This is a genomic window from Salinicoccus halodurans (genome assembly GCF_900114445.1).
GTDB lineage: Bacteria > Bacillota > Bacilli > Staphylococcales > Salinicoccaceae > Salinicoccus > Salinicoccus halodurans.
On the sequence record NZ_FOTB01000001.1, the window covers coordinates 89243 to 114573 of the forward strand.

Here is a 25331-nt window from a genome sequence, read left to right on the forward strand (position 1 = left end):
CTAAAGGGGATGGGATGAATAATGAAACGTATCATAATCAACGCTGACGACTTCGGTTACTCCCGGGGTGTCAACCACGGCATCATCGATGCACATACGGAAGGTTTGCTGACATCAACGACACTGATGACGAATATGCCTGCAGCCGGGCATGCATTCGAACTGGGGCATGCGAATAAAAACTTGGGTATCGGTGTCCATCTGACACTTACATGCGGCAGACCGCTGCTTGATACGCATCACACACTGGTGGATCCAAGAGGTGATTTCAAGAAGAACTCGAACTACCAGGGGAAATTCCATATCGATCAGGAGGAGCTGTATCAGGAGTGGAAGGCACAGATCGAGAAGTTTCTGGGTTCCGGACTCACACCGACGCATCTCGACAGCCATCATCATGTGAATGCACTGGAACCTATGCTGCCGGTGTTCAAAGAACTGGCGAATGAATACAGGCTGCCGGTAAGGAACAACTTTGAAGAAGCGGCTACTGAGTTTACCACCACGGGTTATTTCCAGTATGAACCGGACATTCTGCTTGCGGACAACGACAAGGTTTATGAAACATTCGGAAGCGCAGAAACGGTAGAAATCATGTGCCATCCGGCCTATATCGACAAATCACTTATGGGCGGATCAACGTATGTCATGCCCAGGCTTGAGGAACTGGATGCACTGACGGACGAACGGATTAGAAAAAAGATGATGGACGACGCACGATTTGAGCTGATCACCTACGGTGACCTCAGCAAGGGGGTATAAATAATGAAGAAATTCATGCAGAACTTAGGGAAATCCATGCTGATTCCCATCGTCGCCATGCCGATTGCGGGGATCCTGTTCCGTCTGAGTGCGGAAGACCTGCTGAACATCACACTGTTCCAGGCAGCGGGCGTCATATTCGAAAACATGGATGTGCTGCTCGCCATCGGTATTGCGATGGGATTGGCGAAGACGAAGGACAGGGGGATTCCGGCGCTGACCGGTTACCTCGCCATTACTGTATTGAACCAGGGATTGACACTGATGAACCCGAACCTCGACATGAGCGTATTCGGCGGGGTCATCTCGGGGCTGATTGCAGCAGCAATCTATAACAGGTTCAAAGATACAGAACTGCCGGCGATGTTTTCATTCTTCGGCGGTGAGAAATGGCCGATCACACTGATCATCCTGATCATGATTCCTGTGGCAGGCATTTTCTCACTCATCTGGCCGTATGCCCAGGCGGGAATCGATTCATTCGCTCAAGCCCTGGTCGGAATGGGCGCATTCGGCATATTCCTGTTCGGTTTCCTGAACAGATTCTTGCTGCCGTTCGGCCTGCACCACGTACTGAACACGTATATCTACTTCGGGCTGGGCAGTTATGAAACGCCGAGCGGTGAAGTGGTCACCGGTGAGATCACACGCTTCCTTAACGGCGATCCGACAGCCGGCTACTTCCTCGGCGGATTTTTCATCGTCATGATCTTCGGTGTGCCGGCCATTGCACTGGCCATCACCCGTGCTGCATACAAACGTAAGAAGGAGAAGACGAAAGCCCTGATGTCTTCCGGCGGACTGACTTCTGTCATTGCCGGGCTGACCGAGCCGATCGAGTTCACGTTCATCTTCACGTCACCGCTGCTTTATTTCATCCATGCGGTATACACGGGACTTGCCGGAGCAACATTATATCTGCTGCACATCCGGCACGGCTTCTCATGGGGCGGCAGTGTCATCGACTACGGGCTTAATCTCGGCATCGCGGAAAACGGCATCTTCATCCTGCCGATCGGTCTGGCATTCGGGGTCCTTTATTACTTCACATTCTATTTCCTGATTACGAAGTTGAACATTCCGGTCATCGGACGTGAAAAGGATGAGGACTTCGGAACGGAATCAGACGAAGCGGAACAGGAGCTCGAACTCAGCCACTCCAAATATGAGTATATGGCGAAGAAGGTGCTTGAGAACGTAGGCGGACGCGAAAATGTTACAGACTATGAGAACTGCATGACCCGGCTTCGCCTCGTCGTCGATGACATGAGTCTGGTCGACGAAGATAATATCAAGCAGACCGGTGCGCATGGTGTCGTGAAGGTTGATGACCATCATGTACAGATCATCGTCGGACCGCAGGCCAATACCATTATGACGGAATTCAAGAAACAGATGGAGAAGTAGCGGTTGAAGAGGGTTGGAAAGTATAAATATTATGTAGGGACAGATTCAGTAATGGATCTGTCTTTTGTTGTTTGAAAGGGGATGATATGGTGGGAAAACACAGCGATGACAAGACAGAGGTACGGGTTCGATTCCCGCTGCCGGCTTTTATTCAACTGATCGGGCACAGAATTTATTATGCAGATTAATAATTTTAATCCGGACAATGGAGATGATACACTTAAGAAAATCTCGAAAAGAAGAATGAGGGAAGAAGTATGAAGAAGCAGATCATCAGAATCGTTAAAGAAACGTTGAAAGATCCTGTTAAAAGAGAAAAGGCATTAAACTATATCAAACCGATCATCTCTAATTATAAAAATAAAAAGAGATGATGAAAATAGAATGTTGTAATGTACTGTCAGCCAGACAGGAAATTCGGAGTAGAATCCTACGCGTCAATACAGGAACTTGAAACCAGCAATTCAAAATATGAGTATATGGCGAAGAAAAGTTTTCGAAAACATTGGCGAGCCAGACAGTGTCACAAACTATAAAAACTGAATGAGCCCCGCTTGCATCTCATCATCGGTGGGATGAGCCTAATCGACGATTATTATGTAAAAGTCATCGTCAGTCCGTGAGCCAACACGATTATGAATGAGCTCAAGAAATAGATTGAGAAATAGAGAATTAATTTTAAAAATATAAACGCTTTCCAGTTCACTGGAAAGCGTTTATATTTTTATTAATAATCGTGATTCTATTTTAGCTCATAATAGGTGAAGCCAAATATATGTTGTAACTGGAGAGTTCCTCGGCAATATCACTTTCAATCGGCTTATCTGTAATCAGTGTATCGATCTGACCGACTTTGGCAAAGACAGCACTTGAATTGACACCGATTTTAGAACTGTCAATCACAGCAACGACTTTCCGTGATCTTTTAACCATTTCTTTTTTTAGTTCAACTTCATATAGATTGAAATCTGTTAATCCTTTTTCTAGGGAAAAACCACTTGCAGAGGTAAACATGATATCTATATTTACATAATCAAGAATATCCAGCCCCAATTTTCCTTCAATGGAAGTAGACCCGTTCGTTACCACGCCTCCGATCATTATGACAGTGATATCAGGATTTTCTTTTAACTCCAATGCTGACTGGAGACCGCTCGTCACGACGGTCAACCGTATTGGCTGATGTTTTAAGTACCGTGCCAATTCAAGAGCGGTGGAGCTGGCATCCAGGAGGATACATTGCTTTTCTGTGATAAAGCCGAAAGCTTCTCTTGCGATTTCGCTCTTTTCTTTTTTATTTCTTTTCTCACGGACAGAAAAACTGGTTTCATTATCAGCATACTCGTTAAGAATGGCACCGCCATGGGTTCTGGTAAGTAAACCATCCTTTTCCATTCTGGTAAGATCTGACCTCAGTGTCGCTTCTGATACTCCTGTTTTTTTGGCAAGTTCTTTCACTGTTATCCTCTGCTTGTCATGCAGAAGGTGCATGATTTTATTTCTTCTTTCACTAGCGAACATTTTCATGAACTTCTCATCCCCATTATTTATATAGTAATTTAAAATGTTTCAGTTTCTCTCATTTTATCAGCACTTTCAAATGACGTCATCATTATTTTCGTTTTCTTTTGTATTATACATATAAATAATGAAATCAGAAAATAACAAAAAAATATAATGATATAATTGACAATACGAAAATAAATGATAATATAATTGTTATAAACATGATTGAAAACGATTGCAGAATATCCTTTGTCAAAGCTTTAGATAATAATACTTATCTTTGATCAGAAGATGCGAAGCACCGCACAGGTTCATTTGCATTTACTAATGGCAGTATATCATAATCTATTCATATTTCTGCCAGTGAATTTGCATCATTCAATACCTTTTAAGCGGATGAAATTTAGCGAAAGAGAGGATTTTATGGAATTTAAAGGATTTGATAAGAACTTCAATATTACAAATAGAGTGGCTGTAGTCACCGGTGGAGCGAGTGGAATCGGCAAGGCTGTTGCGGAATTATATATTGAAAAAGGCGCGAAAGTAGCTATCTTTGACATGAAAGAAAATGTAAATGAAATTGCGAAAGAAATTGATAAAGAAAATGCAGTAGGTATCCATTGTGATATTACGGATAATTCCAGTATAGACAACGCTGTTGAAGCAGTGAATGATAAGTTTGGCAGAATTGATATCCTTGTAAACTGTGCCGGTATCGCATTACTGGACGATGCGGAGAATATTTCCGACGACTACTGGAATAAAACGATTGAGCTTAATCTTACCGGTGCATTTAAAATGAGCCAGAAAATTGGAAATGTAATGATCAAACAAGGGGAAGGCGGCAAGATTATCAACATGGCTTCCCAAGCCGCATTAATCGCACTAGATAATCATGTCGCATATGGCACCAGTAAAGCCGGAGTCATTGGAATGACAAAAGTACTCGCGCTTGAATGGGCAGAATTCGATATAACGGTCAATGCGATTTCTCCAACTGTTGTACTGACGGAACTGGGTAAAAAAGCATGGGCTGGAGAAAAAGGCGAAAAAGCCAAAAGAGAAATACCTCTTGGAAGATTTGGCTACCCTGAAGAAGTGGCAGCGATTGCTTTATTCCTGGCAACAGATGCAGCAAACTTGATTACAGGTGAAAATATCGTGATAGATGGCGGCAATACTATAAAGTAGTCCGATTGACTTTACTTCGAATGCAATAATTGTCCTGCAGAAAATATCGTTTTATAAAGTTATATAAAAAGGAGAACAAATTATGAATGAAACAGTAGAAACAAAAGAAGCGAATTCGACAGTTCCTGAAAAAATGAAAGCGGTTGTAGCATACGCACCGAAAGATTATCGATATGAAGAAGTAAGTACGCCGGAAATCGAAAATGATAAAGAAATCATTATTAAATTGGAAGCATGTGGCATCTGTGCGGGGGATATAAAAGCATATGACGGTGCACCAAGTTTTTGGGGAGATGAAACACAGCCGGCTTATATAAAAGCTCCGATGATTCCGGGTCATGAATTCATCGGTCACATTGTTCAAAAAGGGGATGCAGTGACAGATTTTGAAATTGGAGACCGTGTAATCTCTGAACAGATCGTTCCCTGCTGGGATTGCAGGTTCTGTAACAGAGGTCAGTACTGGATGTGTGAAAAACACGATCTGTACGGTTTCCAAAAGAATGTGAACGGCGGCATGGCTGAATATATGAAGTTTACAAAAGAAGCAATTAACTTCAAAGTGCCGGAAGAACTGCCGATTGAGCAAGCCATTTTAATTGAACCTTATGCCTGCAGCCTCCATGCAGTACAGAGAGCTCAAGCCCAGCTGGGGGATGTGGTAGTCCTCTCCGGCGCAGGCACACTGGGTCTTGGGATGATCGGTGCCCTCAAGAAATCGGGGCCGAGTAAAATAGTTGTCCTGGATATGAAGGAAGACCGGCTTAAACTCGCAAAGGAATTCGGAGCGGACATTGTATTGAATCCAAAGGAAGTGGACGTTGTACAGGAAATCAAGGATATGACTGAAGGCTACGGTTGTGACATCTATATTGAAGCTTCAGGACATCCTAAATCTGTAGAGCAGGGGCTTCATGCAATCAGGAAATTAGGCCGCTTCGTAGAATTCAGTGTTTTTTCCGAACCGGTAACCGTGGACTGGAGCATCATCAGTGACCGCAAGGAGTTGGATCTTCTGGGATCCCATCTTGGCCCTTATTGCTATCCGATTGTCATAGACAGTATCGCAAACGGCGATTTCCCGACTGAGGGTGTAGTGACACATCAATTAAAATTAGAAAAATTTGAAGAAGGCTTTGAGCTTATGAAAAAAGGTGAAAATTCATTGAAAGTGATTTTGAAACCGTAGTATTCTGCTGCGGAATGAAACGGGGGATGGGAAATGTCATATTTATCACAAAACAATAATTTTCTGGATAAGATTGGTTTGCCGTCGCATTTAGTATGGGGTTATCTTGGTGTAATGATTTTCATGATGGGGGATGGACTGGAGCTTGCCTGGATCAGCCCTTATCTGGTAGATCAGGGACTCACCGTGCAGCAGACTGCGTTCCTTACAACAGCCTATGGTATAACCATCGCAATTGGTGCATGGTTCTCTGGCGTCCTGGTAGAAGGGATAGGACCAAGAAAGACAATGATGCTGGGTGTCCTGTTCTATATCGTGGGACATATACTTTTCGTCGGTTTGGCAATACCTAATTTGAACTATGGCCTCATGATTCCAACATATGCAATCAGAGGTTTTGGATATCCGCTGTTTGCCTATGCATTTCTCGTCTGGATTACTTACCGCACACCAGTTCAACAGTTAGGCAAGGCTGTCGGCTGGTTCTGGTTTGTATTTACAGGAGGATTGAGCGTACTCGGTGCCTTCTACTCAAGCTGGTCCATCCAACTCATTGGACATATTCCTACATTATGGACCAGTCTCCTGTGGGTAATCATCGGTGCAGTTTTCGCAATTGTCATTAACCGTGATACATTTGAACTTAAGACTAAAGCGGAAGGGGAAGGTACTTCCAAGCTAAGAGAACTGCTCAATGGAGTCACAATACTTAAGAGGGAACCCAAAGTGGCCATTGCTGGTGTTGTACGTGTCATCAATCAGTCTTCCCAATACGCGTTCCCATTGTTCCTGCCAATATACCTTGCTGAATACGGCATAGAAACTACAGTGTGGCTCAATATATGGGGCACAATTTTCATCTCAAATATCGCATTCAATCTGATATTCGGTTATGTAGGTGATAAGATGGGATGGAGAAATACAGTGACATGGTTCGGTGCTGTTGGATGTGGTGTCTTCACATTGTCATTATTTTATGCACCGCAGATCTTCACCGGCAATATTGTGATTGTAGCAATCATCGGCATGCTTTGGGGTGCGTGTATTGCAGGTTTCGTCCCACTTTCAGCTCTTACACCTTCGTTAGTTGGAGATGGGGACAAAGGGGCGGCAATGTCCATCCTGAATCTCGGCGCGGGACTTTGTGTATTCGTTGGACCGGCGCTTGTCGCACTGTTCTTTGACTCAGTCGGACCTGAGGGCCTTGTATGGATCATGGGCGGACTTTATTTTGTCGCTGCAGTGATGACACGATTCCTGAAACTCCCGGAACAGGAAACGAAGAAAACAGAAAAAGAATTGGTAGAAGAGGTACAGACCGCACCTTAATGCTAAGTAATTAAAAATTTATTTAAAATACAACATACATTGAACGAGGAGTGGAGAACGATAAAAAAGTTAATGAATGATTCAAAGAATATAGTTGAAGAAATGGTCGAAGGCTATGTGAAAGCGCATCCCAAACATATAAAACAAGTGCCTGAGAATGGCAGGGCGCTTGTTACTGCCAAAGAAACAAGAGAAGAAAAAGTGGGAATCCTGGTCGGAGGCGGATCTGGGCATGAACCTGGATTCATGGGATACGTCGGTGCTGGTATGGCTGACGGAGTCGCGGTAGGCAACATATTCGCTTCTCCATCTCCTGACCCGATCCTGGAGGTAACGAAAAATATCGATAAAGGTGCAGGTGTTGTCTATCTATACGGAAATTACGCAGGTGATGTGATGAACTTTGGAATGGCGGCTGAAATGGCTGACCTGGAAGAGGACATTGAGGTTGGTATGGCACTGGCAACTGATGATGTGGCATCCGCACCAAAAGCAGAAAAAGAAAAACGTCGCGGAATCGCAGGAGAATTCTTCATCTTCAAAGCGGCTGGTGCAGCAGCTGACTTCGGTTATGATCTCAATGATGTTGTCAGGGTTGCTAATAAAGCGAATGAAAATACGCGATCCATGGGAGTTGGACTGACGCCATGTTCACTGCCGCAAACCGGCGAACCAAGTTTTGAGCTTGGTGAGGATGAAATGGAAATCGGTCTCGGACACCACGGCGAACCAGGTCTGGAAAAAGGACCGTTAGAATCAGCGGACAGTGTAACAGATCGTCTGGTAAACGATATTCTTGCAGATATTGAAATCAATAAAGGAGACAAAGTCGCAGTACTTGTCAACGGACTGGGTTCAACGCCACGCATGGAACTATATGTCATGTTCCGAAGAGTTGAACAGATTTTAAGTGAAATGGGCATAGAAATTTACCGATCTTATGTCGGAGATTATATTACTTCACTTGAAATGGGCGGTGCTTCTGTAACGTTGATGAAATTGGATGATGAATTGGAACAGGCGATTGATCACCCGGTAGATTGCCCGATGTTTGTTCAAAAATAAAAAAATAGGAGGGAATTAGAATGGAATTAACAGCAAAAGATTTTATAGAGTACTATAAAGAAATCGTCAGTATGATCGAAAAAGAAAAAGATTACTTATGTGAGCTTGATCGCAAATTGGGCGACGGGGACCATGGGGTTACAATGTCTATCGGCTGGCAGGCAATCGATGAGAAACTGGAGGGGGAACTGGCATCTGAAGAGGACTGTGGAAAAATCAATATCTCTGTGGGGAAAACATTTTTGAGTGCTGTGGGTTCTTCAGTGGGACCGCTTTATGCCACCGGCTTTTTGAGAGGCGCCAAAGCTGTTAAAAACAAGTCTGTGGTGAATGATGCAGATTTAGCGGCATTCTGGATTGCTTTCGCAAAAGGTGTAAAAGAACGTGGGCAGGCAGAAGTCGGGGACAAAACAATGATAGATACACTTGAACCGTTCTTCATTAAATTAGAAGAATCTTTCGATGCAACTGCAGATTTTCCGAGCGCTTTTGCAGAAGGGGTTGTCGCGGGAGAAGAAGGAATGAAGTCCACAAAGGATATTGTTTCTAAAAAAGGACGATCCAGCCGTCTAGGAGAGCGTTCCATCGGTGCGCAGGATCCAGGTGCGACATCAGCCCATCTGATTCTGAAGTCTTTCCAGAACTTTATAGAAGTACATGCAGCCAAGGCGGAGCAGGCGAGCTTATAATTATTATTGTGAAGTACGAATAATATGTATCTTAAATAAATAACTACATTAAAATGAAAAGAATCAGAGAGATTATTTCTGGTTCTTTTTTATAAAAACAACAAACGAAAATAAAAGATAAATAATGAAAGTATATTGTTGATAAACAAAACATTACGATGTAAAATGAAAATTAACGAAAGTTTATACTTATTGGAGGAATAATAATGAGAATCGGTATTGGAAGCGATCATAATGGTTTTGAATTGAAAGAAGCAGTAAAGAGATTTTTGGAAGAGACAACAGATCATCAACTAGTGGACTACGGCTGTCATTCATGTGCTTCAACAGACTACCCGGATGTAGCATTCGAAGTTGCTGAAGCTATAAGTGAAGAGAAAATGGATCGTGGGATATTGATCTGTGGAACAGGGATCGGTGTTGCAATTGCAGCGAACAAGTATCCAGGCATCCGCGCAGCAACGACTCATGATGTGTATTCTGCTGAAAGAGCCCAGTTGAGTAACAATGCTCAAATTATTACAATGGGGGCTCAAATTATAGGAGAAGAAGTAGCGAAGAAGGTGGCAGAAGCGTATATCAATGTAGAGTGGACAGAAGGTTCCAAACGCAAAGTGGATAAGATTATTGAAAAAGAGAATGAATTTACTGGCAGAGGTTTAGTAAAGGAAGCAGTTTCCGGCGATCAATGCAGTTAAATGAAGGGGGACCTATAATGCAATCCTTGGCATTAGAATTTTTGAAAGTAACCGAATCCGCAGCGATTTCCGCTTTTCCATGGATTGGCAGAGGAAACAAAATAGCAGCAGATGATGCTGCTACCACTGCAATGCGTGATGCACTGAATCAGGTGCCGATGGAGGGGACCATCGTCATCGGTGAAGGTGAAATAGATGAAGCACCGATGCTCTTTATTGGTGAAAAATTAGGCAGAGATGAAATTATTGAAGTTGATATCGCAGTGGACCCGATCGAAGGTACGACGCCCACTGCGAATGGACAGGAAAATGCAATTACAGTCATTGCTGCTGCACCCAAAGGCACACTGCTTCATGCGCCGGATATGTATATGGAGAAGATGGCCGTCGGGCCAAAAGCAAAAGGCAAAATCAATGTTGAGGCACCACTGATTGATAATCTGAAAATGGTCGCCGAAGCGAATGGTAAGGATATATCGGAACTGAATGTTGCTGTTCAGGACAGACCACGTCATGCAGAATACATTGATACCATCCGAAAATCCGGAGCAAAAGTCCAATTATTCAAGGACGGCGATGTACTTTATGCTGCTGCAACATGCATGGAACACATCGATATCGATATGTTTCTTGGGGTTGGTGGCGCACCTGAAGGAGTACTGAGTGCCGTGGCCATACGTGCTCTGGGGGGAGAACTCCAGGCACGACTGAAACCAAGGGATGATGGTGAAACAGACAGATGCAAGAAGATGGGAATTGCAAATCCTGAGGGCGCCCTTACGCTGAATCATCTTGTTTGTTCAGATGAAGGTATCTTTGTCGCAACAGGTTTGACAGACAGTTTCCTTCTGAATGGAATCAAATGCAATAATGGCGAATATAAAACGCATTCCATACTGATTGATGGTAAAGAAAATCAGCTGCGTTTTATTGAAAGCCAATACAATGCAAAACCGGCACCACAGACGATATAGCAGAAAAATTAAGACCTTATTATAGAAAGGATGGCCAAATAATCATGCCAACAACTCAGGTTCCTGTAGAACAATTATCAATAAATACCATCCGGACTCTCGCTATTGACGCGATTGAAAACGCGAACTCTGGTCATCCGGGCCTTCCAATGGGTGCGGCTCCAATGGCATACGCACTATGGACGAATCACATGACGCACAACCCGAAAAATTCCAAATGGTTCAACCGTGACCGTTTCGTTCTCTCGGCAGGTCATGGATCAATGCTTTTATACAGTATGCTGCATCTCTCTGGATACGATCTGTCGATTGAAGATTTAAAACAGTTCCGACGGTGGGGATCAAAAACACCGGGGCATCCTGAAGTCTACCATACTGATGGAGTGGAAACTACAACCGGACCGCTTGGTCAGGGAGTGGCCACCGCTGTGGGCATGGCGATGGCTGAAGCTCATCTATCTGCTAAATTCAATAAGGACGGCCTATCTGTGGTCGATCATTATACATTCGCATTAGTCAGCGACGGAGATCTGATGGAAGGTATTTCCCATGAGACTGCATCACTTGCAGGTCATCTCGGACTCGGAAAATTGATCGTCTTATACGATTCGAATGATATCTCACTTGATGGTGATTTAAACAAGTCATTCTCTGATAATACGGAAGAACGTTTTAAAGCATATGGTTGGCAGGTCATCCGTGTTGAAGACGGAAATGATGAAAAGGCTATAAATGAAGCTTTGGAAACAGCGAAGCGGAATACGAAACAGCCAACTCTGATAGAAGTGAAGACTGTCATTGGTTTCGGTTCTCCAAACAAAGCCGGATCTGCAGATTCTCACGGTTCACCGCTCGGCAAAGAGGAGACGGCACTTACAAAAGAGAGTTATGATTGGTCACATGAACCTTTCCATGTACCTGATGAAGTTTATGCAGATTTCAATGAAAAAATAATCAAGACCGGTGCGGAAGCGGAACTAAGATGGAATGAACAGCTTAAAAATTATAAACAAAAATATCCAGCGGAAGCCAGGCAGCTGGAAATGGCAATGAATGGAGAATTGACGCTGGACTGGGAGAAAGAACTGCCAGTCTATGAGCCGGGAGAAAATACTTTCGCTACGAGAGCCGCTTCAGGAGAAGTATTAAATGCAATCGCAGAAGCGGTACCAAACCTCATTGGAGGCAGTGCAGACCTTGCAGGGTCCAACAAAACCCTCCTTAAAAGAGAAACTGACTTTTCACGTGAAAACTACACAGGCAGAAATATATGGTTCGGCGTAAGAGAATTCGCTATGGCCGCTGCATTAAATGGAATGGCTCTCCATGGTGGTTTGAAAGTCTATGCAGGTACATTCTTCGTATTCAGCGACTATCTACGGCCGGCTGTCCGGCTTTCAGCAATCATGAAGCTGCCCGTCACATACGTTTTCACTCATGATTCAATCGCTGTTGGAGAAGACGGTCCGACACATGAACCTGTTGAACACCTGGCAGCCTTACGCACAATGCCAGGATTATCTGTGATTCGACCAGCTGATGCCAACGAAACGCAAGCAGCATGGCGTTTGGCAATGCAATCAAAAGACGAACCAACAGCACTGATATTGACAAGACAGAACCTTCCAACACTTGAAGGTACAAAAGAAAATGCCTATGAAGGTGTTAAAAAAGGTGCATACGTCATAAGCAGAGAAGCGAAAGAAACGCCGGATGCTTTACTGCTCGCAACTGGCTCCGAAGTGCAATTGGCAATCAGTGCCCAAAAAAGATTGGCTGAAAAAAATATAGATGTGCGTGTTATCAGCATGCCATCCTGGAATCGTTTTGATTCACAGGATCAGATATATAAAGACAAAGTTATCCTGCCAAACGTTAAGAAACGTCTTGGCATAGAAATGGCATCACCATTTGGTTGGCGGGAATATATCGGTGATGAGGGGAGAATACTCGGAATCAATACATTCGGCGCCTCCGCAAGAGGTGAGAGAATTATGGAAGAATACGGCTTCACTGTAGACAATGTAGTGAAAGTGTTGGAAGAATTAATAGAACAATAGTTTAATGATAAAGCGAAGAGTGCGATTAACCGTATAACTACCATGAAATGGCAGATCAATACGAACATGAATGAGTTTAAGGAGAAATAATGAATCAAAGTGGTTGAAATACAAGCGGGATGGAGATCGGAAGCGGTCTTCATCCCGCTTTTCATGCATAAGTAAAAATTCACTTGCTATTTTATATGAAAATGTAATATAATCTAGTCAATTGTATAATTCAATCAAATTATGAAACATCATTGTAATTATGGGGGATGACAATCCCGTATCGAATCATCTGCTTGAACGATTTGGCTGAAAATAAAATAATAAGGTGAAGAATCATGATTTCTTATCGTACTTTGAATGAATATCTGGACAATATTGAATTGCCTATGAGCATTGAAGAAGTATTGGACTATGAGCATACTTTGGGTGAGAATGATCTTGCTTACATAAACAGCGCCAATCGTTTCTTAAAAGAATATGCGGATTATGACAGCTATCGTAATCAGAAAGCGCACTGCATTGGAACCTGCCTCACCAATCTCACACGCAGCGGGATGTATTTCCTTCTGGAAAATGAGTTTGTCACGGTAAGCACGTCCAATCTGAGACCTTTCAGTGAACAGTCGGAATGGCAGATCACCCATTATCCATTCAATGAGATCCAGGAACTGGACCTTCAATTGATGGAGTACACGAATGAATCCAATTATGAAGCGGGTGTCATGTATATGAAAGTACTCAATGAAAAAGAGTTGGAACGCACTCATATTCTCCGCAACCTCAATCCCAAACATTTCCAGTGTTTCATCGATTTCCACAATGAAATCATAGAGAGTAAAAAGATTACAGGTATATAGTAAATAGATAGTAATATGCATGTTTTCCTTCAGGGAAGATATGCATATTTTTTATTCAGACATTTACTCTGTTCAGTTCAATGCTTTTGACAAGGATATCAATCATTTTCAAGTAATTCCCCAACGATGAAAATGAAGATAATAGCATATGATATTCGAATATCCAGTTTCAACCAGCCTTATTAGTGCAATAGTAACTATAGAGGTTATTTTTTGATACGGAAGTTTATTATATAAGGGGGAGAAAACATGCAGTTGAATGTTGCTCAGAAATTGATCCAGGATCATCTGGTTTCAGGTGAAATGACACCCGGTGAGGAAATCGGACTCCGGATCGACCAGACTTTGACGCAGGATGCGACAGGCACGATGGTGATGCTGGAACTGGAAGCGATGGGCATAGATGAAGTGAAGACGGAAGTTTCGGCACAGTATGTGGATCATAATCTGATCCAGGATGATTACCGGAATCCCGACGACCACATATTCCTGAGGAGTGCCGCTCAGAAATTCGGTGTTTATTACAGCAGGCCGGGTAACGGTGTGAGCCACCCGGTGCATATGCAGGAGCTTGCAATACCGGGAAAAACGCTGCTTGGATCCGACAGTCATACATGTGCGAACGGATGCATGGGGATGCTGGCCATGGGTGCCGGCGGTATTGATGTGACGATGGCCATGGCCGGTGAGGCGTATCATGTGGAAATGCCGCGAGTCATGGGTGTGAAGATCACAGGAGAACTGCCGGACTGGGTCAGTGCCAAAGATGTAATTTTGGAGATGCTGCGCCGTCACAGTGTAAAAGGCGGTGTGGGTAAAATCATTGAATATTACGGTCCGGGACTGGACAGTCTTTCAGCGATGGACCGCCATGTCATCGCCAATATGGGGGCTGAGCTTGGAGCGACGGCGACCGTTTTCCCCTCAGACGAAGAAGTGAGACGATTCATGAAAAGCCAGGGGCGTGAAGATGAATGGATGGAATTGAAGGCGGATCCGGATGCAGAGTACGATGCGCATGATGAAATCAATCTGTCCGAGCTGGTGCCGCTGATTGCGAAACCGACCAGTCCGGATAATGTCGTACCGGTCACTGAAATCGCTGGTGAACCGATCTATCAATCCTACATTGGTTCGTCCGCCAATCCGGGGTACCGCGACTTTGCGGTTGCGAGTGAAATCGTCAAAAGCAAACAGATTGCCAACGGAATTTCATTTGATATCAACCCGACATCGAGACAATTGCTCCAGCAGCTGGTGGAGAACGGCCATATCGCCAATCTGCTGTCTGCCAGCGGACGCATGCACCAGGCGGGGTGTAACGGCTGTATCGGCATGGGGCAGGCACCGGCAACCGGACAGAACAGTCTGCGGACGACACCGAGGAACTTCCCTGGACGTTCGGGCACGCAGGAGGACAGCGTTTTTCTCTGCAGTCCCGAAATCGCAGCAGCTTCAGCATTGACCGGTGTCATTACGGATCCGAGGACACTCGATATGCCTTGCCCGGACATACAAGAGCCAGCAGCTATAAATAAACAGGAAATGCTGGAGGCGCCGCCAAAAGACACCAGCGACATCGAGCTGAAGAAAGGACCGAACATCTCCACAATCCCTGATTTTGATGCGATTGAGGATAATTTCGACCTGCCGGTTCTCCTGAAGATGGGGGATAACATTTCAACAGATGAGATACTCGCCGGTGGTTCGAGAGTCCTGCCTTACCGCAGTAACATCCAGAAGATCAGTACATTCGCTTTTGAAGGCGTAGATAAGAACTATCATAATGAAGCGTTGGTAAAAATGACGGACGGCGGACATATCGTCGTCGCCGGGCACAACTACGGACAGGGGTCGAGCCGTGAACATGCGGCGCTGGCACCGCGCTATCTGGGTCTGAAAGTGGTTCTCGTCAAAGGCTTCGCCCGGATCCACCTGCAGAACCTGATCAACTTCGGCATCCTGCCCGTCACATTCATGAACGAGGAAGATTATGAACGCATTGAAAAAGAGGATATCATCGAATTCAGAAATATCCACCAGGCGATCCGGAGCAATGAACCGTTCGATGTCAGACTGAAGAAGTCGGGTGAGACTATCCCGGTGAAGCATGATCTGACAAAACGTCACATGGATATTCTTCTTGCCGGCGGTATCATCAACTGGGTCAAAGAGAAACAGTAATGGAACGGAAGATTGAATGAATACAAAAGAAAACCAGCCAAAGCTTGGGCGATGACAGAGTATCGCTGCTTTGGCTGGTTTTTTATTTCAAATGATGCCCTGTTTATGAGATTTTTCTAATCAGTCGGCATCAGCCGGATGTTAAATCGACAGGATTTCGCGTATATCTTCTTCCGACATGGAGGATGCCGCCGCTTCCCCGGGCTGTATGATCTGATCGATCATCTCTTTTTTTTGCTGCTGCAATCCGTTGATCTTTTCTTCGATCGTCCCCTGGGCGATCAGCCGGATGACCTGGACGACATTTTTCTGGCCCATCCGGTGGGCACGGCCGATGGCCTGCTCTTCCACAGCCGGATTCCACCACAGATCATACAGTATGACGGTATCCGCGCCTGTCAGGTTCAGCCCGGTGCCGCCGGCCTTCAGTGAGATGAGGAAGATATCTTCCTGACCCTCGTTGAATGACTCGACCAGGCGGACGCGTTCCTGCGACGGTGTGCTGCCATCCAGGAAATAGCTGTGTCTGCCTTCTTTGGCCAATCGTTCCTGGATGATTTTTAGCATGCTCGGGAACTGCGAGAATATCAGCATCCTCTGTTTGTTCTGGAGGGCAGTTCCAATGATTTCAAAAAGTGCCTCCATTTTGCCAGACACGCCGCTGTAATCATCCAGGAAGAGGGAAGGGTGGCAGCACAGCTGCCTGAGCCGGGTCAGGCCGGCGAGTATTTTCATCCGCCCTTTATTAAAACCTTCACCGGCCAGCGCATCTTCGGTTTCTTTCTGTATCTTATCGAGATAGGCGAGGTATAATTTCTTCTGATCTTTTTCAAGATCGGTATAGTGCACGGTCTCTATCCTGTCAGGCAGCTCTGTCAGGACATCTTCCTTGACCCTCCTCATAATAAAGGGTTTCACCCGCCGGGCGATGATTTCCGGAGGGATGCTGCGGAATGTCTTCTGGTCGGGCAGGAATCCCGGCATGATGGCCTGGAACACCGACCAGAGTTCGTCCACTGAATTTTCCACCGGTGTGCCGGATAATGCGAAGCGTCTCGGCGCTGAGACCGACCTTACCGCATGGGCGATTTTTGTCCGGTGGTTTTTGATTGCCTGGGCCTCGTCCAGAATCAGGGCATGGAACATCATGCTGCCGTAGTATTGCTGGTCATGGCGCAATGTGTGGTAGGAAGTGATATAGACATCCGGCTGCTCGGTGTTCCGGAGTATGTTTTCCCGTTCAGCCGCATTGCCCGATACGACGGTCACGTCCGTGCCGGGTGCGAATGTCTCGAATTCATTTTTCCAGTTATAGATGAGCGACGCCGGTGTCACGATCAGGAATGGCCTGTCAGTGCCTGCCTCCATTTCTGACAATACATAAGCGATGCACTGGAGTGTTTTGCCAAGCCCCATATCATCGGCCAGTATACCGCCGATGCCGTGTGCGGACAATGATTTCATCCATTTGAAGCCCGTCTCCTGATATGGCCTCAGATCCGCATTCAGTTTCCCGGGGATCCGGATCTCTTCTGTTGAAGGCTCTTTGATGGAGGATATGAAGTCCCGGAAACTGCTGCTGAAGTCACTCTGTCTGTCATCGAGATCCATGAGTGAATCCTCTATCTCGATGCCGCGGTACATGGGCAGTGTCATTGAACCGTCCGTGCTGGTGACTGCGTTCTGCTCCATTTCATCATACAGGCCGGCGACTTCAGCAAGTCCGCTGTCTTCAAGCGGCATGAATGCACCGTTCGGCAGACGGACAAAGCGCCGTTTTTCCCGCACTGCCTTAAGAACGCCCGGGATTTCCTCAGGGTCGATGCCGTCCATTTTGAAATCGACTTCCAGAAAGTCGTTCGATGCCGGTGCGTCGACGGATACTGTCGCCTTCGGCGGGTCGGGAAGAAGCATATCCCTTAAGGCAGGTGACATATAGATTTCCGCATAATCTTCGATATCCGGCAGCGTATCATGCAGGAAGCGGAATAATGCCTCATCCGTCGAGATATGGAAAGCCGCGTCCGACTGCTCCATGGACCGGCTGTCCAGAAGTTCCATGAATGCCTGTTCCTTCGGATACTCCCGGATCAGTATCTCTTTTGTCTGTTCCGTATTTTCGCCGGACGGATCGAGCGGGTTTATGACCACGGGGCCGTAATGATAATTGATTGTCACATCCACCGACATTTCCGACTGATCAACGAACACTTTGATGGCGAGCGGTGTCTCGTTCACCTGTGAAGAGACGTCTCCTTCAAGTGACACCTCGCCCATCTGCCTGATGCCGGGCAGCGCCCGTGATATGAAATCCCCGATCTGGTCTTCAGATATGGTGATGCCGAAGCGGTCCAGTGTCCCTTTGCTGTTCTGCAGAACAGGAAGCATTTCCTCCTGGGTGCCGGACATTTTGTACAGGATGCCGTCTTCCGAGTACCATCCGTACATATGGTAGAATGTCCCGTCCAGCACGCCGTGCACTTTCAATCGGTATTCCTCAGCATCCGGCTGCTCCAGGGAAAATGTTATCGGCACCGGCTGTTCTGACACTTCGAGCTGTCTGTAGGCGAACTGCCCGTCCTTGTATCTGCAGTTCATGTATTTCAAATGCGCGAGCAGTCCATCCAGGGCAGACCGGGGGATGGTGAGCTCCTTCGATTTCTGCCTGGGCATCCAGCTGCGCGTGTTTTTATTGTAAAAGTCTTCGGTCTGCTTAATGTCTATCAGCTGATTGAGCACCTGCATGTCCACATCCGAAAATGTGTGATAGTCCGGACGATAGATGAAATGCGTGCCGAATTCGACTTCCTTTCCCGTAACCACAGCTTCCAGGAATTCACGGATGTCCTTGACGACATACAGGCGGTTTTCGCCCACCTTGAGCTGTATGTCGAACGTTTCTCTCATTGAAGCATCCTTGAAGGATCTGAGGGTGTACTCGACATGGAGCGGATATTTATTGTAGGAAGGGGTGACATGTCCGCCGAAAAAGTCGATGAGCGTATCCGCTTTTGCGTAGCGGGGATTGTTCGATGACCTGTTTTCAAAAAAGCTGCGGTCTGATTTCTGCGGCTTCTCCTGTTCCTGTGAATGACTGATGGCAAGCAGGGTGGCGCATATGTGCTTGCACTCGCCGTACGTCGGATAGGCGGGGCAGTCGCAGAAATCGGCTATTTCATCGTCATTCAGGATGACGCGCGTATTATACGTCCGGCTGCCGGTAACTTTTGCCCGCCATATATTCTTCTCAGGTACATAAATGACGTCCTGTACATTTCCCGTCTGGAAATAGTGTTTGCCTCTTTTAAAAAATTTATCCGAATAAAGTCTGCGTATCCGTTCTTCAGTCAGCTGTACCATCAATCACACACTCCATTGTTTATATTTCTACGATTATAACATGCTGATTCCGCTGTTACTCCATTACTCCAGTGTAGCGTATTTTAAGCGCCATGCATACATTCTTAAGTTGGAGAATATGGATTTTGCCGCTTCACTGCAGTACCCGCCGAGCTAAAAGATCTGAAGTGTTACCTACATAAACAGTTAATTTTCATCTACAAATCAATATTTCGAAATGTTACAGTAAAATAAAGGTAAGTTATGTAATAAATGAATAGTGAGAAGAGAGCGCTTGAAAGTATCGTTTAAAATATCTATCTTGCTGTTTGTAATAGGTATTACAGCCGGGTTCATAGTGAGTTTATTTACAAATGGAAATGAGAAGGAAAATGAACCTGCTACAGATATTTCCGCATCTTTGAATTCCGATTTGTACAGGATAGCGGTTGGTGAAATCACAGGCCGGTAACTTCGAAAATGCGGTGAAGGTACACAATATCATATGGAATCACAGGCAAGGCTTTGCGTCTCATGACGAAAGAGGAAGAAATGAAATATGTGAAGATTCATTTCTAAGTAAGCAGTGATATATTTTACGAAAGGGGATTCTATGAACAGCATATTGAAACTGGTTATCATTTTGGGGACTCTCTCAATCATCACGGGGGCCCTCATCACCACTTTTTTCTTCATTAATTCTAAAAATGAACTGAGGGAAACTGTGACACTTACCAGCGAAGAAGAAAAGGAACTGGAACAACTGGCGTCGGGGGAAAAGGAATTTCAGGTATCCGATGAATCCGAAGACGGCCGCATGAGCGAACGTGTCTTCTCCGACCGACTTCACGGCATGACGCATCAGAAAGTCTATGCCGAAGAAAAGTGGGGGTATGTCCCGATTACGGAAAAATCCATCGACCTCATGCTTGAAATCCTTGAAGAATCCGACTACACGCATCAGGATTTTTATAAGCAATCATTGCTCGCCTGGAAAGACGGCGACTTCTCGAATGCCGTTAAAGTCCACAACGTGATCTGGAACAGCAAAGGCGGAAATGTCGGTAAGGCACAGCGTCTGCTGACACCGCAGGAAGAGATGGATTACAGAATAGAACATCAGAATTGATTGATGTCCAAAATGAAAATGGATAGACTGGAGTATGAACAGCTGGATTTTTATCTTTGGATGAAGGAGCTTCAATATGGAGACAGTATATATTGCGGGCGGATGCCTGTGGGGCGTCCAGGCGTTCATCAAGACTCTGCCGGGAGTCAGATCGACAGAAGCGGGACGTGCCAATGGAGCAGGTCAGCAGCTTGACGGTGAGTATGACGGTTACGCAGAATGTGTGAAGACAGAATTTGATCCGTCGGCTTTGACGATCAGGGATTTGATGGGATACCTGTTTGAAATCATTGATCCATACAGTGTGAACCGGCAGGGCGGGGATACAGGAGAAAAATATAGAACCGGTATATACAGCGAAAAGAGCGGACACCTCGAAGAAGCGGAGAAATTCATCAGGGAAAGAAATGATCATGACCGTATCGCTGTTGAAGTGCTGCCGCTTGTAAATTACGTGAGGAGTGCTGAAGAACATCAGGACAGGCTGGACAAGTGTCCGGATGATTACTGTCATATACCGGCAGAAATGTTGAATAAGTATAAGCGGATATGAAATTCCGGCTAACATTAAAGTGGCATTTTTCATGAAATATATGATTCCGTTTTGTTTAAAATATGTTATAATCTATTAGAATGTTTCATTACATATATTCTTTGGATTTTGCCGACATAGTTTAATGGCAGAACACAGCCATGGTAAGGCTGCAATGCGAGTTCGATTCTCGCTGTCGGCTTACTGCATTTAAGAACACTCCCAGCAGGTGCCGGGAGTGTTCTTTTAGTATCTGTCTTTTCTTTCGTCTGTTTTGTCATCTTCATTTTTCAGTTCAGTCACTTCTATATCCTCGTGGCTGACGACTTCAGAAATGTGCTTCGTATCTGTTTTTTTCTCTTTTCTGATGATGATCTCTTCTGTGACCACCTGTTCTTTGATGATTTTGATCCGTTCTTTCGTGATCGGGATGCGGATGGTATTCATGTCATCGTTCGTATCATCCTGGTTGTATGTTTCGAATAAAGGTTCCCCTTCAACCGGACGTCTTTCAACACTCACTTCATCCCGTTCCACAGGGACGTCGATTTCCTCGACTTCCGAGTCTGTGTACTTATTGACGACGACCTCACCAAGATTCACGTTCTTCTTATCAACGACAAGCTGTTCCTCGCGCAGCGGGATGCTGTCTTCATCCTGACGTGTGACTTTGTTGGTCGGCCGGACTGGACGATCATCGGCGTCATTTTCCTGTGTGGTGACCTTTCTATCGTCATACAGGTCTTTATTATTATAATCGATGTAAAGCAGTGCCTTCCCGTTCTCGAGTGATTTTCTGTATATCTCCTTTTCGTGGTTCTCAAGGTGCAATTTATCCATGACCTGATCCTCGGGATCTTCCCCTGCCATCCAGGCGACAATCTGATCCCAGGCGTCGCCCTTGGCGGATTTCTGGTTCACATTCGGGTGGTTGATCAATGCGTCATCCAGGTTGAATTCCGAGATGACAGTCAGCCGGTCATCACGCAGGTTCTTCGATTTATAGTGGTCGATTCTGTCGAGCAGCTGATGTTCTTTTGAGAATGATTCAATCTTTCCCATGATATCTGTCTCCTTTATTTATATGATTGGCTGATGTAAGTGTGATTGGTGGTTTATTCCCCCGCTGATTGAAGGATAAACAGGATAGGAGACGCATTCAGCGGGTATATGTAAAAGGTGGGATTTACAAAGTCCGGAAAAGGAAACGTGTAATAGTGTTTGCATGTGTATGAAGAACTGTGAAGCGGGTGGTTGATGTGTTTTCTCTGGATTGGCAATGGCTGAATATGGTAAGCAATATTGCCTTGATTACAAATATCATACTGGCGGTGTTTATCGTCATTTTCGAGAATAAAAAGGCAACATCTGTATGGGCATGGCTGATGGTCCTGTTCTTCCTGCCGATCGTCGGCTTCCTCCATGCCAAATCCATCGTGATCGATGATAAAGTTTCATCCATCGGCACAGCGAACGTGGACATGCGGAGTGCAGAACTGAATTTTGAAATAAACACCTTCATCTATCATGAAGAATTCGCAGAGGAGATGAAGAAGACTTTCCATAAGGATATGGAATCTTCCACAGAAATGACCGAAGAGATGTATGAGAACCGCTCCTACTATAAAAGAGTGAAGGAATCTGTGTCCCGGCTGCTTTCCCCGTTACTTTAGGTTTCCAGGCGAAAACTTTTGGAATGGGTGTTGAAACAGGCATCCGAAAGTCTGTGAATGATTATCTGTAGGGGATGGATTGTGGGAAAATGGGTTTTATTATCCCCGGAGCGGGTATATTTGTTATCATTAACTTTTGATATAAATATAATTGATTTACAGATATAGAGTGTTTAATCAGAAGAATAGTCACCTGGCGAAAAATATCCTGGTCCTGTGCCGGGATTTTTAATTGGAGGAAAATATGAATCTCAAATTTATAATGACCATAAGCAGTCTGCTGCTCGTCTTTGTGGGCACTGCATTGGCTGATAGTTTTCTTCCTGTTGAAGCGGATGAACCTGCAGAAAGTGAAGTGATTGTCCTGCTTGGCGGCGGTGACCAGGGCAGAGTGAAGAAAGCGGCTGATCTATACAAGGAAGGCTATGCCGATGAGGTATTGATCACTGCGGCAGAAAAGGACGGCAGTGTCTCTGATCTGAAGACAGTCGCAGGGCATTACGGCATTCCTGAAGAAGCCTTGATTGTCGATAACGATGCAACCAGCACGTATACCAACGCAAAGAATACGATGGATGTCATGGATGCGGAAGGTTTTGATTCCGCAATGGTGGTGACAAGTGACTATCATGTCGAAAGGGCGGAGTTCATTTTCGATAAAGTGAATGATGCGAATCATGAGATCAATTATATTGCTGCACCAAGTCTGTCCGGTGAAAACTGGATGGAAAGGGACCATTCTAAAGATATATGGTTCAGTGAACTGACAAAGATGTGGGGATACAGAATTGGATTGTACAAGTGGATAGATCAGTAAAGGGCATTCACACGGATAAGTGTGGATGCTTTTTTGAATGAGTGGAGAACTTTAACTTAAGTATAGTAGACTGGATGAAATATGTGTTTTTATGAAAACATTAAAATAGGAGAGACCGATGGATAAAAATTATATAAAAGATATAAGCAAAACATTGGAAAATATAAAGTTGGACGGCATTAAACTTAAGGGTGGCCAGGAAGAGGATAACAAAATCAACAGTTTATGGAATTTTTTCAATTCTTCCAGAATAAGTGACTTATTTCTTATTTTATTGTTAATGTCCATAACTACACTTGTAATTAGAATCTTTGGTCTAAACACATCATTTATCAGCGATCTGGAAATTTATTCTGTACTCTCAGATTTCAACTGGTTGTTTTTGTTGAATGATTCTTTAATATATATCTTCAATTATTTGATGATCTTTTTTATAGTGACTGTGTTGTTGGGTGTATTACTTAGAACACTGGAATATCAGTTGATTTTAAATAGTATGACGTCAATTACATACTTCAGATTATCATCTACTTCTTTTAATTTAATGGGAATCATTTTTATGTCCAATTATATTTTTAGGTTTAATGAAGGATTGTTGGTAACGAATGTTCTTATAAATGAAGTGAATTCAAACTGGCAGGTTGGATTATATTTCACTTTCTTCATTTTTTATATCATCGTTTTACCTCTGCTGATGGTTATTCAACAATTTAATGATAGGCGATGAGTTGTATAACTGGATAGATCAATAAAGAAACGGCAGCCTCTGGAGAGGCTGCCGTTTTCAGTAAAATGGCTGTTACTATATTATTGTGCCTGATAGTAACCTGTTTCATAAATTTCGATTGGCGGGGCAAGTGACGTATTCGGCATTTCTTCAGGCATTTCTGACATGAACCGGTCAGGCATCTGCGTTACGATGGCTCCGGAAAGTCCTTTGTCTGTCATGAACATGTGGTGATATGCCTCTCTTGTCTGATCATACGCTGTTTCGTAGTCGCCTTCAGCATATGCGTCAAATGCGCCTATAAGCTGTTCAACATGCATTTACAGTCCTTCTGCAAGTACATCAGTCTGCGCATATTTTACACCTCACTTGGATGATCGTTGTTTGTTAATGAGTATACGCCGGGAGAAGAGAAGAAGAGAAATGGATCACAATTAGTAAATAGTTTCTTTTTATGTATGTGTACATATTTTGCGTATGGTGATATAATATGTATAAATACATATTTGCGGGAAGGTAAAGTGGACAAAGAAATTGGTTTTATCGAGAAAGATTTAACTAAAATAAGTAAAAAGAAGCCTGAGCAGTTCAAGGTAATCTCAAATTATTTAACTTATTTATAATTACAGGGCTTCGATGTATCCCGGCCAAAAGCTGATAATGTGAGCAAAAACATTTTCGAATTACGTCCATTACATTTTAGAATTCTTTATGCATATGAAAACGAAAAAGCAGTGGCACTTGTAATATTCGAGAAGAAAGAATCTAAAATACCGCAAAGATATATAGATCTCGCAATCCCAAGGCTTTCTGACTATAGAAGCAATTAAGGTAATGAAGACTGGGGAGTTTAAACTCCCTCTTCATTCTATTATATAATTATATCCAAAACTTTAAGAAGGAGTGGAAATTATGAGTAAAATATTCAACCCTGAAGAGTGGGGAGTTTCAAAACAGGATAAAAAAGCTATAGAATTAATTGTGGAATTGGAAAAAACAAGAAAAGATTTGAATTTAACCCAAAAAGAAGTAGCAGAACGTGCAAGAATAACTCAAGGACAATTATCCAGGATTGAAAATTTAGAAAGCATCCCCTCTCTTGAAACCATCAATAATATTGCTGAAGCGTTGGATAAGAAACTGACATTAGTGTAAAATTTTAAAACTAGCAATATAAAATAAATTAAGATAAAGAATCAGGTTTAATAATCT

At 44.2% G+C, this 25331-nt stretch carries 22 protein-coding genes, 1 tRNA gene and 1 pseudogene; 20 read left to right on the forward strand and 4 right to left on the reverse strand.

Translation table 11 applies throughout. The annotated features are described in order from the left end of the window. The first annotated feature begins 21 nt into the window (after nucleotides 1–21). Together chbG and BM271_RS00440 are read left to right on the forward strand one after the other, a co-directional pair. Nucleotides 22–762: a chitin disaccharide deacetylase gene (chbG, locus tag BM271_RS00435; RefSeq protein ID WP_046789684.1), complete on the forward strand. Its 741-nt coding sequence runs from the start codon at nucleotides 22–24 to the stop codon at nucleotides 760–762. A 3-nt stretch (nucleotides 763–765) separates the two neighbouring features. Continuing rightward, entirely contained in the window at nucleotides 766–2169 is a 1404-nt protein-coding gene (locus BM271_RS00440; RefSeq protein ID WP_046789685.1) for a PTS transporter subunit EIIC, read from the forward strand. Between the two features lie 747 nt (nucleotides 2170–2916). Here BM271_RS00440 and BM271_RS00445 read toward each other — a convergent pair. After that, nucleotides 2917–3696: a DeoR/GlpR family DNA-binding transcription regulator gene (locus tag BM271_RS00445; RefSeq protein WP_046789686.1), complete on the reverse strand. Its 780-nt coding sequence runs from the start codon at nucleotides 3694–3696 to the stop codon at nucleotides 2917–2919. 402 nt (nucleotides 3697–4098) lie between these two features. Between BM271_RS00445 and BM271_RS00450 the strand changes: the two genes are divergently transcribed. The 10 genes from BM271_RS00450 to BM271_RS00495 all read left to right on the forward strand — a co-directional run bounded on the left by BM271_RS00450 (nucleotide 4099) and on the right by BM271_RS00495 (nucleotide 15902). Beyond that, on the forward strand, nucleotides 4099–4866 hold the full coding sequence (locus BM271_RS00450; protein ID WP_046789687.1) for an SDR family oxidoreductase: 768 nt from the start codon (nucleotides 4099–4101) through the stop codon (nucleotides 4864–4866). An 82-nt stretch (nucleotides 4867–4948) separates the two neighbouring features. Beyond that, on the forward strand, nucleotides 4949–6055 hold the full coding sequence (locus BM271_RS00455) for an MDR/zinc-dependent alcohol dehydrogenase-like family protein (protein ID WP_046789688.1): 1107 nt from the start codon (nucleotides 4949–4951) through the stop codon (nucleotides 6053–6055). A 33-nt stretch (nucleotides 6056–6088) separates the two neighbouring features. Next, nucleotides 6089–7384: an MFS transporter gene (locus tag BM271_RS00460; protein ID WP_046789689.1), complete on the forward strand. Its 1296-nt coding sequence runs from the start codon at nucleotides 6089–6091 to the stop codon at nucleotides 7382–7384. A 60-nt stretch (nucleotides 7385–7444) separates the two neighbouring features. After that, complete coding sequence (locus BM271_RS00465) at nucleotides 7445–8449, forward strand: dihydroxyacetone kinase subunit DhaK (protein ID WP_046791442.1); 1005 nt, start codon at nucleotides 7445–7447, stop codon at nucleotides 8447–8449. 20 nt (nucleotides 8450–8469) lie between these two features. Then, nucleotides 8470–9138: a dihydroxyacetone kinase subunit DhaL gene (gene dhaL, locus BM271_RS00470; protein ID WP_046789690.1), complete on the forward strand. Its 669-nt coding sequence runs from the start codon at nucleotides 8470–8472 to the stop codon at nucleotides 9136–9138. Between the two features lie 206 nt (nucleotides 9139–9344). Further along, nucleotides 9345–9836, forward strand: coding sequence for a ribose 5-phosphate isomerase B (gene rpiB / locus BM271_RS00475; protein WP_046789691.1), 492 nt, complete (start codon nucleotides 9345–9347; stop codon nucleotides 9834–9836). Between the two features lie 17 nt (nucleotides 9837–9853). Next, nucleotides 9854–10810, forward strand: coding sequence for a class II fructose-bisphosphatase (glpX, locus tag BM271_RS00480; protein ID WP_046789692.1), 957 nt, complete (start codon nucleotides 9854–9856; stop codon nucleotides 10808–10810). Nucleotides 10811–10854: 44 nt separating this feature from the next. Continuing rightward, nucleotides 10855–12870 carry a transketolase gene (gene tkt, locus BM271_RS00485; protein ID WP_046789693.1) on the forward strand — a complete coding sequence of 672 codons (2016 nt, stop codon included), beginning with the start codon at nucleotides 10855–10857 and terminating at the stop codon, nucleotides 12868–12870. A 326-nt stretch (nucleotides 12871–13196) separates the two neighbouring features. Then, the gene (locus BM271_RS00490) at nucleotides 13197–13718 is read left to right on the forward strand and encodes a hypothetical protein (protein WP_046789694.1); all 522 of its coding nucleotides are present in this window, start codon (nucleotides 13197–13199) and stop codon (nucleotides 13716–13718) included. Between the two features lie 249 nt (nucleotides 13719–13967). Continuing rightward, nucleotides 13968–15902, forward strand: coding sequence for an aconitate hydratase (locus BM271_RS00495; protein ID WP_046789695.1), 1935 nt, complete (start codon nucleotides 13968–13970; stop codon nucleotides 15900–15902). A 141-nt stretch (nucleotides 15903–16043) separates the two neighbouring features. Here BM271_RS00495 and BM271_RS00500 read toward each other — a convergent pair whose 3' ends face one another. Then, on the reverse strand, nucleotides 16044–19262 hold the full coding sequence (locus BM271_RS00500) for a DEAD/DEAH box helicase (RefSeq protein ID WP_046789696.1): 3219 nt from the start codon (nucleotides 19260–19262) through the stop codon (nucleotides 16044–16046). A gap of 592 nt (nucleotides 19263–19854) precedes the next feature. Here BM271_RS00500 and BM271_RS00505 point away from each other — a divergent pair. From BM271_RS00505 to BM271_RS00515, 3 genes are all read left to right on the forward strand, one after another. Next, a complete protein-coding gene (locus tag BM271_RS00505; protein WP_052749833.1) occupies nucleotides 19855–20370 on the forward strand; it encodes a DUF6241 domain-containing protein in 516 nt (171 codons plus the stop codon). Between the two features lie 76 nt (nucleotides 20371–20446). Next, nucleotides 20447–20923 carry a peptide-methionine (S)-S-oxide reductase gene (locus BM271_RS00510; RefSeq protein ID WP_046789697.1) on the forward strand — a complete coding sequence of 159 codons (477 nt, stop codon included), beginning with the start codon at nucleotides 20447–20449 and terminating at the stop codon, nucleotides 20921–20923. 110 nt (nucleotides 20924–21033) lie between these two features. Next, nucleotides 21034–21104 (forward strand) — tRNA-Thr (locus BM271_RS00515). A gap of 44 nt (nucleotides 21105–21148) precedes the next feature. Here BM271_RS00515 and BM271_RS00520 read toward each other — a convergent pair. After that, a complete protein-coding gene (locus BM271_RS00520) occupies nucleotides 21149–21964 on the reverse strand; it encodes a YsnF/AvaK domain-containing protein (protein ID WP_046789698.1) in 816 nt (271 codons plus the stop codon). Nucleotides 21965–22191: 227 nt separating this feature from the next. On the opposite strand from BM271_RS00520, the gene BM271_RS00525 reads away from it, so the two are divergent. The 3 genes from BM271_RS00525 (at nucleotide 22192) to BM271_RS00535 (ending at nucleotide 24119) form a co-directional block, all read left to right on the forward strand. Then, a complete protein-coding gene (locus tag BM271_RS00525) occupies nucleotides 22192–22575 on the forward strand; it encodes a phospholipase D-like domain-containing protein (RefSeq protein WP_143544871.1) in 384 nt (127 codons plus the stop codon). A gap of 244 nt (nucleotides 22576–22819) precedes the next feature. Then, entirely contained in the window at nucleotides 22820–23392 is a 573-nt protein-coding gene (locus BM271_RS00530; RefSeq protein WP_046789700.1) for a YdcF family protein, read from the forward strand. A 118-nt stretch (nucleotides 23393–23510) separates the two neighbouring features. Next, nucleotides 23511–24119 carry a hypothetical protein gene (locus BM271_RS00535; protein WP_046789701.1) on the forward strand — a complete coding sequence of 203 codons (609 nt, stop codon included), beginning with the start codon at nucleotides 23511–23513 and terminating at the stop codon, nucleotides 24117–24119. 80 nt (nucleotides 24120–24199) lie between these two features. Here the strand turns inward: BM271_RS00535 and BM271_RS00540 are convergent, their stop codons facing one another. Beyond that, nucleotides 24200–24439, reverse strand: coding sequence for a hypothetical protein (locus BM271_RS00540; protein ID WP_046789702.1), 240 nt, complete (start codon nucleotides 24437–24439; stop codon nucleotides 24200–24202). A 318-nt stretch (nucleotides 24440–24757) separates the two neighbouring features. On the opposite strand from BM271_RS00540, the pseudogene BM271_RS14640 reads away from it, so the two are divergent. Beyond that, nucleotides 24758–24949: pseudogene (locus BM271_RS14640) on the forward strand (type II toxin-antitoxin system RelE/ParE family toxin); the annotation flags it as partial. An 82-nt stretch (nucleotides 24950–25031) separates the two neighbouring features. Then, nucleotides 25032–25274 carry a helix-turn-helix domain-containing protein gene (locus tag BM271_RS00555; protein WP_046789704.1) on the forward strand — a complete coding sequence of 81 codons (243 nt, stop codon included), beginning with the start codon at nucleotides 25032–25034 and terminating at the stop codon, nucleotides 25272–25274. Nucleotides 25275–25331 lie beyond the last annotated feature (57 nt).

Excerpts from the sequence above, each read along its gene's own strand:
- chbG (WP_046789684.1), top strand. The coding sequence starts at position 22 with ATGAAACGTATCATAATCAACGCTGACGACTTCGGTTACTCCCGGGGT.
- BM271_RS00440 (WP_046789685.1), top strand. The coding sequence starts at position 766 with ATGAAGAAATTCATGCAGAACTTAGGGAAATCCATGCTGATTCCCATC.
- BM271_RS00445 (WP_046789686.1), bottom strand. The coding sequence starts at position 3,696 with ATGAAAATGTTCGCTAGTGAAAGAAGAAATAAAATCATGCACCTTCTG.
- BM271_RS00450 (WP_046789687.1), top strand. The coding sequence starts at position 4,099 with ATGGAATTTAAAGGATTTGATAAGAACTTCAATATTACAAATAGAGTG.
- BM271_RS00455 (WP_046789688.1), top strand. The coding sequence starts at position 4,949 with ATGAATGAAACAGTAGAAACAAAAGAAGCGAATTCGACAGTTCCTGAA.
- BM271_RS00460 (WP_046789689.1), top strand. The coding sequence starts at position 6,089 with ATGTCATATTTATCACAAAACAATAATTTTCTGGATAAGATTGGTTTG.
- dhaL (WP_046789690.1), top strand. The coding sequence starts at position 8,470 with ATGGAATTAACAGCAAAAGATTTTATAGAGTACTATAAAGAAATCGTC.
- rpiB (WP_046789691.1), top strand. The coding sequence starts at position 9,345 with ATGAGAATCGGTATTGGAAGCGATCATAATGGTTTTGAATTGAAAGAA.
- glpX (WP_046789692.1), top strand. The coding sequence starts at position 9,854 with ATGCAATCCTTGGCATTAGAATTTTTGAAAGTAACCGAATCCGCAGCG.
- tkt (WP_046789693.1), top strand. The coding sequence starts at position 10,855 with ATGCCAACAACTCAGGTTCCTGTAGAACAATTATCAATAAATACCATC.
- BM271_RS00490 (WP_046789694.1), top strand. The coding sequence starts at position 13,197 with ATGATTTCTTATCGTACTTTGAATGAATATCTGGACAATATTGAATTG.
- BM271_RS00495 (WP_046789695.1), top strand. The coding sequence starts at position 13,968 with ATGCAGTTGAATGTTGCTCAGAAATTGATCCAGGATCATCTGGTTTCA.
- BM271_RS00500 (WP_046789696.1), bottom strand. The coding sequence starts at position 19,262 with ATGGTACAGCTGACTGAAGAACGGATACGCAGACTTTATTCGGATAAA.
- BM271_RS00505 (WP_052749833.1), top strand. The coding sequence starts at position 19,855 with ATGAACAGCATATTGAAACTGGTTATCATTTTGGGGACTCTCTCAATC.
- BM271_RS00510 (WP_046789697.1), top strand. The coding sequence starts at position 20,447 with ATGGAGACAGTATATATTGCGGGCGGATGCCTGTGGGGCGTCCAGGCG.
- BM271_RS00520 (WP_046789698.1), bottom strand. The coding sequence starts at position 21,964 with ATGGGAAAGATTGAATCATTCTCAAAAGAACATCAGCTGCTCGACAGA.
- BM271_RS00525 (WP_143544871.1), top strand. The coding sequence starts at position 22,192 with ATGGTAAGCAATATTGCCTTGATTACAAATATCATACTGGCGGTGTTT.
- BM271_RS00530 (WP_046789700.1), top strand. The coding sequence starts at position 22,820 with ATGAATCTCAAATTTATAATGACCATAAGCAGTCTGCTGCTCGTCTTT.
- BM271_RS00535 (WP_046789701.1), top strand. The coding sequence starts at position 23,511 with ATGGATAAAAATTATATAAAAGATATAAGCAAAACATTGGAAAATATA.
- BM271_RS00540 (WP_046789702.1), bottom strand. The coding sequence starts at position 24,439 with ATGCATGTTGAACAGCTTATAGGCGCATTTGACGCATATGCTGAAGGC.
- BM271_RS00555 (WP_046789704.1), top strand. The coding sequence starts at position 25,032 with ATGAGTAAAATATTCAACCCTGAAGAGTGGGGAGTTTCAAAACAGGAT.